General features: G+C 64.1%; 7 protein-coding genes and 1 pseudogene. 4 read left to right on the top strand and 4 right to left on the bottom strand.

Annotation, left to right across the window (positions count from 1 at the left end):
* From AHiyo1_RS19255 to AHiyo1_RS19245, 4 genes and pseudogenes are all read left to right on the top strand, one after another.
* A partial coding sequence (locus AHiyo1_RS19255; protein WP_216363255.1) for a hypothetical protein occupies nt 1–235 on the top strand: 235 nt, incomplete at its 5' end.
* The gene (locus AHiyo1_RS19250; protein ID WP_059389627.1) at nt 232–435 is read left to right on the top strand and encodes a hypothetical protein; all 204 of its coding nucleotides are present in this window, start codon (nt 232–234) and stop codon (nt 433–435) included. The genes AHiyo1_RS19255 and AHiyo1_RS19250, both read left to right, overlap by 4 nt.
* 247 nt (nt 436–682) lie before the next feature.
* A pseudogene (locus AHiyo1_RS27315) lies at nt 683–856 on the top strand (IS30 family transposase); the annotation flags it as partial.
* A 195-nt stretch (nt 857–1,051) separates the two neighbouring features.
* On the top strand, nt 1,052–1,855 hold the full coding sequence (locus tag AHiyo1_RS19245; protein ID WP_059389626.1) for an AfsR/SARP family transcriptional regulator: 804 nt from the start codon (nt 1,052–1,054) through the stop codon (nt 1,853–1,855).
* 334 nt (nt 1,856–2,189) lie between these two features.
* On the opposite strand, the gene AHiyo1_RS19240 is transcribed toward AHiyo1_RS19245, so the two are convergent.
* From AHiyo1_RS19240 to AHiyo1_RS19225, 4 genes are all read right to left on the bottom strand, one after another.
* The gene (locus AHiyo1_RS19240; protein WP_059389630.1) at nt 2,190–3,458 is read right to left on the bottom strand and encodes an MFS transporter; all 1,269 of its coding nucleotides are present in this window, start codon (nt 3,456–3,458) and stop codon (nt 2,190–2,192) included.
* A gap of 901 nt (nt 3,459–4,359) precedes the next feature.
* Nucleotides 4,360–4,590 (bottom strand): hypothetical protein, encoded by a 231-nt coding sequence (locus AHiyo1_RS19235; protein WP_059389625.1) that lies wholly within the window; start codon nt 4,588–4,590, stop codon nt 4,360–4,362.
* 230 nt (nt 4,591–4,820) lie between these two features.
* Entirely contained in the window at nt 4,821–5,927 is a 1,107-nt protein-coding gene (locus AHiyo1_RS19230) for an ABC transporter substrate-binding protein (RefSeq protein WP_216363254.1), read from the bottom strand.
* 88 nt (nt 5,928–6,015) lie between these two features.
* On the bottom strand, nt 6,016–6,888 hold the full coding sequence (locus tag AHiyo1_RS19225; RefSeq protein ID WP_059389624.1) for an ABC transporter permease: 873 nt from the start codon (nt 6,886–6,888) through the stop codon (nt 6,016–6,018).
* Nucleotides 6,889–6,935: the final 47 nt, after the last annotated feature.

Here is a 6,935-nt window from a genome sequence, read left to right as displayed (position 1 = left end):
GGGGGACCGCAGGGCCGTGAACCTGAGCCTGACGCAGAACGGCGCGGAGATACTGGCAGCATGGCAGGCCGCCAACGACCGAAGGCTCGGCCAAGCCTTGGAACGGCTCCCGGAGGCCTACCAGAACGTAATAGAAAACGCCGTCCCGGCCCTGGCCGCCCTCGCGGCGCTGCTGGAAGCCGAGGACCAGACCCGGAACCGGGACCGGGCCCGGCAAAACGGGACACGGCCGTGACGGGCACTCCCCGGCCGCTACGCACCGGCAAGTACTGGCCCGTCCTCATGCTCGACATCTCAGCGGTCACCGTCTTTCTCGTCCTCGCCCTGACACTGCCCGCCGGTCCCTGGTGGTGGATCCTGGCCGCCCTCTGGACCGCCGTCGCCTGCCGGCGGGCCCTCAACCAACACCAAGCCCGCACGCGGGAACACCCCTAGAAACGCGGCACTGGCCAAACCGGGGCCGACTCATGCCGTCCGGAAGCCTCGCCGACGAACGTGCTGAACGGGCCCGCCTGATCGCATAAGCCATCCTGGTGAGTCCAAGCAGGAGTCAACGGTTGCCCTCTACTCCCAAGCCGGAGGCGGACTCAACGCGAAATGAAGGCAGCCAGCCTGCGCACCCCCGGTCCCGCCGAAACCCCATAAAGGTCCGGACCAACAAATCTCCCGGTTCGTGGACCTGATGTTCGTGATCTCCGAACGCCCACCCGGGGTTCAGGACAGTGCGGTGCCAGGGCGCCGGGGTGATCTCAGCATCGGCGAGGGCAACCAGTCCGCGATCGGGACCCTCGTGGAGAGAACCACCAACTACACAATGCTCGTTCATCTACCTGACGGATACGATCGCAGCCCCGTTACAAGTTGTTCGGGCAGTTGGTGAAGGTAGCGGAGCTTTGAGTGCCGGCGATCACTGGACCGGGTAAGTAGCGCATCCAATAGAGTGCCCTACTTCAAGTAGCGGCCACTCGCGACCGGGCTGGTCATCATTCAGTAGTGTCTATTCCCATGACGTTCGCCCGCCAGCGATTCGGCGTTCGATAGGGGTATAGACGTGCTATCTACACCAGAGCCCCAGTGGTCCCTGACCCTGCTCAACGGGTGGACACTGACCCAGGCAGGCCATCGGCAGAAAGTAGCGCATCGTCAACAACGCCTGATCACCGCACTTGCCCTGCTTGGTGAGCGGCCGCGCACATTCCTTTCCGGCCTTCTCTGGCCCGACTCCTCCGAGGCCCAGGCGGCGGTCGGACTCAGGGTGAGCATCTGGCACATCAACCACGAACTCCCCGGCCTGCTCGACGCCGACGGAACCACCGATGTTTCCGTGGCCCTCCGTGCGCAGGTGAGGGTCGATATCATCGACCTTGAACGCGATCTTCACACCCGGACCCTCGGCGTGCGTGATTCGTACCCGGGGTGGGAACGGCTACGAACGGCGGAGCTTCTTCCGGGATGGTACGAGGACTGGATTCTGCTCGAACAGGAACGGTTCCGGGCCTTGCGGACGGCGGCCCTTGACTCCATCGCGGCATACAACCTCAGTCAGGGAAACGCCGAGGAAACCAAAGGTGCGAGCAAACTGGCCATTGCCCTGGAACCCTTCAGGGAGTCCTCGTACCGCTTGCTGATACAGGCGCACCTCGCCACCGGCGACCTCGTCTCCGCCCTTGAAACCTATCGGAGCTTCGCCGCCGACTTGAGACAGGAATTCGGCGTCGGCCCATCCCCGTCACTCGTCAAGCTCATCGAAGGTGCCCTCGGAGACAGCGGCCGGCAAAAGGACTTCGATGGTTTACCGCTCACGCTGCTTCCGTCGCTTCGCCCCGTGACTGCCAATCTGAGGCGTCTTGCGTAAACCTTGGCAGGGAACTGGCGGCGCAAAAGCTGTAGTCCGGCGATCACTTCCGGGCGTCAGGGCGTGCGGATCGAAGGCTCTCGCCGTTAGGGCTAGTGGGCTTCACCGTTGGATTCTGGCTGTGCCGTTCACATTGCCGGGCCCGTGTCCTGCTCGTATTCGTCATGGGGCGTCGGGGTTACTGCCCGTCCCACCGCGCAGATGGATCACGACGGGGCCATCGTGATGGGAAGCGGGGGCATCCGGGAGGCCCGCTGGCCCAGAGGCTTGCGGAGTGCAGGCCGTCCTGCCCTCCGCTGGTGCTGTTGCTGTTGCGGCACCGTTCCGCCGTGGCTCAGGAGGCCGAGGCGGCAGGGGTTTCGGAGGCGGCGGTGAAGCGGGTGCCGCGGGTCTCCTTGCTGAAGGCCATCAGGACGGCGATGAGCACGCCGACGGTCCCTGCGACGATGGCCATCGCGAGGCCGTAGTTCCCGCCGGTCCTCTCCGCGATCAACGCCTGGATGGTGGCGTTGCCGGAGGCGATGACGTTCCCGACCTGGTAGACGAAGCCCGGGAGCACCGCCCGTGTGCCTTCCGGGACGAGCTCGTTGAGGTAGGCCGGGATGACACCCCAGGCGCCCTGGACGAAGAACTGGACCAGGAACGCCCCGATGCCCAGGGCCAGCGAACCGGACGCGAAGGCCCACAGCGGGATGCAGGGCAGGGCCAGGAGCGCGAAGACGATGATCATCCGCTTGCGCCCGAACCGCTCGGACAGCGTGCCGGCCAGAACACCCCCGATGATCGCGGCGATGTTGTAGCAGATGGCGATGATGCTCACGGTGCCGGCGGGGAAATGCTGCTGGACCGTCAGGAACGTCGGGTACAGGTCCTGGGTGCCGTGGCTGAAGAAGTTGAACCCGGCCATGAGGAACACGGCGAAGAGCAGGACAGGCCAGTTGGCCGCCACCGCCGGCCAGAACGCGGGCTTGCGCTCCTGCGTTCCGCCACGCCTCCCGGCCCAGACCGGGGACTCGTCGACCCTGAAGAAGATGTAGGCCGCGAGCAGGATGGGTGCGACGCCGATCGCGAACATCCCGCGCCATCCGACCGTGTTGATCAGAAGCCCGAAGACCACCGAGGCGATGAGGTAGCCCAGCGGGTAGCCGGCCTGGAAGACCCCGGAGACGAAGCCCCGGGCGCGCCGCGGGATGGTCTCCATGGTCAGGGCCGAGGCCACGCCCCAGATCCCGCCCATCGCCACGCCGTACACGATCCGCAGCGCGAAGAACGTGCCGAAGTTCGGCGCCATCGCCGAGGCGAGCTCGATGAGCGAGAAGACCACGATGTTGGCCACCAGGACCGGCTTGCGGCCGAACCGTTCCGCCAGGGAGCCAAAGACCAGCGCCCCGACCGGGCGCAGGAGCAGGGTGAAGGTGATGGCCAGGGTCGCCGTGACGATGGTGACGCCGAATTCCTTGGCCATGGACGAGAGCGCGAACACCAGGACGAAGAAGTCGAACGCGTCCAGCGTCCAGCTGCCGGCGCCGGCGAACAGCGTCCGCCGCTGCGCGGGCGTCCACGCCTCTTTGGTTGGGGCAGAAGCCGAAATTGATCCTGACATGGGAGCCTGGCCTTCCTTCTGTTCCGTGCCCTCACCGTCGAGGACACTCCACGGCATTCTTCCGCCGACCGCGGGAAACGCGGTCGTTTAGTTCATACTGGTCACGGCAACACAGGCAGGGATCGGGAACATCCAGTCCCTGGGCTGCCAACCGAAGCCGCAGGCACACTCTCTTTGTCCAGGCCCCTCTGCAGCCACGACGGATCCGACTTCAGCCACGGGGTTCAGTCACAGGATCGTAGTTGAGATGCACCGGGTACCAGCACTGTCTGCCCAGGCAACCCTGTGCAGAGGACACCTGAAATGACACAGTCTTCGTCTCGGAGGACGCTGAGTCTTCGATACTTGGGGGATCCAGCGGCGCACCGTGTCGCGGTGTTGCTGGAATTCTTCTGCCGAACCGTTTCTTGAGGACGGATGAATCGCGCTTCGGAAGCAATCTGTCAGCAGCCGATCTTCTTGGCAACGAATTGCCGATCCCCGTCGCGGAGGCGAGGTCCCTGGGCGCTTCCCCCGACACCTCTGCGTGCTAGAGGACGGTCCGCCACCGCTAGGGCAGGGAACGCATCGCGGCGGCGACCAGTTCATGTTCGAACATGTGAATTCTGCCCGTTGTCACACCAGGGAATATATTTCGGATCGTTTTTATGGTTCCGGGGGTCTTGTTTCGTGGATCGTTCCGCAGGGCACTGACGGGTGTACCTCGAGGGTGTATTTGATGGTGTCGTGTTGGGTGACGAGTATTCCGTGCCTGTGTTCCAGGGCAGCGGGTATCAGTTGGTTGACGCGTCGGTGAGCTGGTCGTCTCTGCTGCTGGTTTCGCTGACGGCGATGTCGAGGCGGAACGGGGTGGTTTCGTGCATGGGATCTCCTTGTCCGGGGCGGGCTTCGCGGCCGCGGGTCAGATCTGCGGGGAGGGTGTTGATGTGTTGGTGCGGAAGGCGAGGATGCCGCCCTGGTTGGTGAACATGGACCTGCCCTTTCCGGCGGGTTGGATCAGCCACAGCGTGTTCCCGTCGCGGGTGACGCCGTCGGCGAGTCCGCGGGCGATTTCCTGGTTGTCCCTGCTGAGCTTGATCTCCTCGCGGGTCCGGATCCTTGTCCAGTCGCGGACGTATTCGTCGATTGTCACGATCCTCTTTTCTGTGGGCAGCGCACGGTGCGGGGCGCTCTTTTCGCGCGACTGCGTTGTTGGGTCAGGCACGCGCGTAGTAGTGGGCGGGCAACGTATTGGTTTGTCCGTCGATCATTTGACGGGCCGGAGAGAAGTGCGATCGGCTGCGTGGAGCACCACGCAGGCCGATTGTGAGGGGCATTGGTTGACGACGTTGCCACGCCAATATCTTCTATGCGGCGATGAGATTACCCGTCGTTGCCGGCAGGGGTGGTCGTGGCGGTGTAGCCCTCCAGCTTGAGCGCGGCCTGGGCGTACTTCTGGGTGAACGTGTCGGCGATGTTGACCTTGGAGGTGTCAACGCCGATGGTCTTCTCCTCGTCGAAGATCGTCTTGGGGCCACCTGCAGGCATGATGCCGTCCGGGAGGAACTGACCCTTGTCCTGATTCAGCCCGGCCACGTACTGATCCTTGGAGATGGTGCTGTTCTGGACGAAGGACTGGGGCAGCTTGTCGGCGATGTCCTGCGCGGAGTGGGTGCTGATCCAGTGCATCGTGTCAACCAGGGCGTTGACGACCTTCTGGGCCGCGTCCTCGTGGGTCTTGACCCAGTCCGACTGGGCGAGAAGGCCGGCCGACGGCAGGGTGCCGCCAAGCGCTGCGGTGGCTCCCTCAGTGGTGGCGAGGTCGATCGCAGGAACCGCGAGGTTCTTGCTCTCAAGGGCGCCCACGGTGGGCTGGGTGGTCATGACGCAGTCGGCGGATCCGCGCTGGATCGCCGCGATGGCGGTTGATCCGGCGCCGACGGCGATCGTGTGGTAATCACTCTTGGCGAGGCCGGCCTTCGCGGCGATGAACTGGGTGAGCTCATCGGTTCCGGAGCCGAGGTCGGTGACGCCGACGGTCTTGCCCTTGAGGTCTGCGCCCGTTTTGACGTTTGCCTTGGGGCTGCACATGATGCGCTCTCCCGGGGCACTGGAGAGCTGCACGAGGTTGATGACGTTCTTGCCCTTGGACTGGAAGTCGACGGTGTGGACATACCATGCACCGGCCATGTCCACCTGGCCGGAGGCCATCGCGTCCTCGGCCCCGACGCCGCCCTGCTGCTCGGTGGAGAGCTCGACCTTCACGCCGTACTTCTCGTAGTAGCCAAGCTGCTGCGCGAGCTGGTACGGCAGGTAGATCTGCTTGTCGATGCCGCCGACCATCATCTTCACGGTGGGCATGTCAGCCGCGCTTGGCGTTGAACCTCCGGAGGCGGCGGCGTTGCCGCTTCCGGAGCTGCCACCGCAGGCTGCGAGGCTGAGCGCGACGGCTCCGGCAGCGGCGACGGCAAAGATAGTGCGTTTCATCATTGTTTTACGCATCCTTTTGTTGATCCCCGAAGGGTTTTTCGGTGTTTTTGGCGGTACGGAATTGCCGGGTGAAAAGTTGCGTTCGTCCTCAGATTGCCTGGGCTTCGGAGCGGTTTGGTGGCCGCCATTTGAGCAGCTTGTGCTCGAGCAGGGTGATAAGGGCTTCGGCGCCGAGGGTGATGACTGCGATGATCACCATGCAGGCGAAGACCGTGTTGGGGTCGAAGGTTCCCTGTGCCTGGCTGATGATCAGGCCGATGCCCTGTTGGGCGCCCAGCACTTCAGCGACGAGGGCGCCGATGATCGCGAAGCCGAACGCTGTGTGCAGGCTCGCGATGATCCAGGTCATCGCCGACGGGATCGTCACATTCATCGCGACCTGCCACGGTGAGGCACCCAGCACCCGCACGTTCCCGACCAGGTTCTGATCGACTTCACGGACACCCTGGAAGGCGTTGAAGAAGACGACGAAGAACACCAGGACCGCGGCGAGCAGCACCTTCGGGAAGACCCCGAGACCGAACGCCACGATGAAGATGGAACCAAGCACGATTCGGGGAATTGAATTCACGATCCGGATGTACGGACCGACGACTGCTGACAGGTACTTGTTCGAGCCCAGGAGGAGCCCTAGCACGACGCCGACGAACGTCCCGAGCAGGAAGCCCATGAACGCCTCCTGCACCGTGACCCAGAGGTTCTCCCAGATGGTGCCGAAGGCCGTGCCCTCGGTGAAGAGGTGGACCAGGCTGTTCCAGATTTCCGTTGGCTGGCCGAAGAAGAACTTGTCCACCCAGCCGGCCGTCGTGAACCACTGCCAGCCACCGATCACGGCCACCGCCAGGATGGCCCGGCCGATCCAGATCCACGCGGTGCGGCGGTTCATGGTACGCCGGGCGGACACCTTGAGCTCGGCCGCTTGCTCGTGTGCGCGGGCGCCGTTATGTGTTGCGGTTGTCATGCTGCTGCACCTGCCGATTGCTTGTAGGCCCGGGTGACCTCGTCTTT

This window comes from Arthrobacter sp. Hiyo1 (assembly GCF_001263615.2).
Classification (GTDB): domain Bacteria; phylum Actinomycetota; class Actinomycetes; order Actinomycetales; family Micrococcaceae; genus Arthrobacter.
This window is presented reverse-complemented; position numbering and strand designations above follow the sequence as displayed.

Coding starts and splice junctions, on each gene's coding strand:
- AHiyo1_RS19240 (WP_059389630.1), bottom strand. CDS start 3,458: ATGTCAGGATCAATTTCGGCTTCTGCCCCAACCAAAGAGGCGTGGACG.
- AHiyo1_RS19230 (WP_216363254.1), bottom strand. CDS start 5,927: ATGATGAAACGCACTATCTTTGCCGTCGCCGCTGCCGGAGCCGTCGCG.
- AHiyo1_RS19225 (WP_059389624.1), bottom strand. CDS start 6,888: ATGACAACCGCAACACATAACGGCGCCCGCGCACACGAGCAAGCGGCC.